Origin of the sequence: Candidatus Protochlamydia sp. W-9 (assembly GCF_001950615.1) — a bacterium.
In the GTDB taxonomy this organism is placed as follows: Bacteria; Chlamydiota; Chlamydiia; order Chlamydiales; family Parachlamydiaceae; genus Protochlamydia; species Protochlamydia amoebophila.
Genome location: NZ_BCPZ01000026.1, coordinates 1 through 411 on the forward strand (window position 1 = coordinate 1; position 411 = coordinate 411).

The window sequence follows — 411 nt, forward strand, 5'->3', positions numbered from 1 at the left end:
AGGAGAAATTTTGGCTTTTCAGCTAACTCCTGGAAATGTCGCTGATGTTTCTATTGCCGAAACTTTGTCGAAAGGGATTTTTGGAAAACTATTTGGTGATAAGGGATATATTTCGAAAGAACTTTCAAAGAGGCTTTTAAAACAAGGTCTTGAACTATTTACTACCCTAAGATCGAATATGAAGCAGAATCTTATGAAGTTGACAGACAAAATTCTTCTTAGAAAACGAGCTATTATTGAAACGGTGAATGATCAACTAAAAAATATTTCTCCAATTGAACATACACGCCACAGAAATGCCGGAAATTTTTTAATTAATCTATTAGCTGGGATTGTTGCTTATACTCACCAACCTAAAAAGCCATCGATAAACTTAGCAGAGCAGCATCGCTTATTGTTAATGGCTGCCTA

1 pseudogene is annotated in these 411 nt (G+C 35.0%); it reads left to right on the plus strand.

The window, feature by feature from the left end:
• A pseudogene (locus BU804_RS00730) lies at positions 1-411 on the plus strand (IS982-like element ISPasp2 family transposase); the annotation flags it as partial.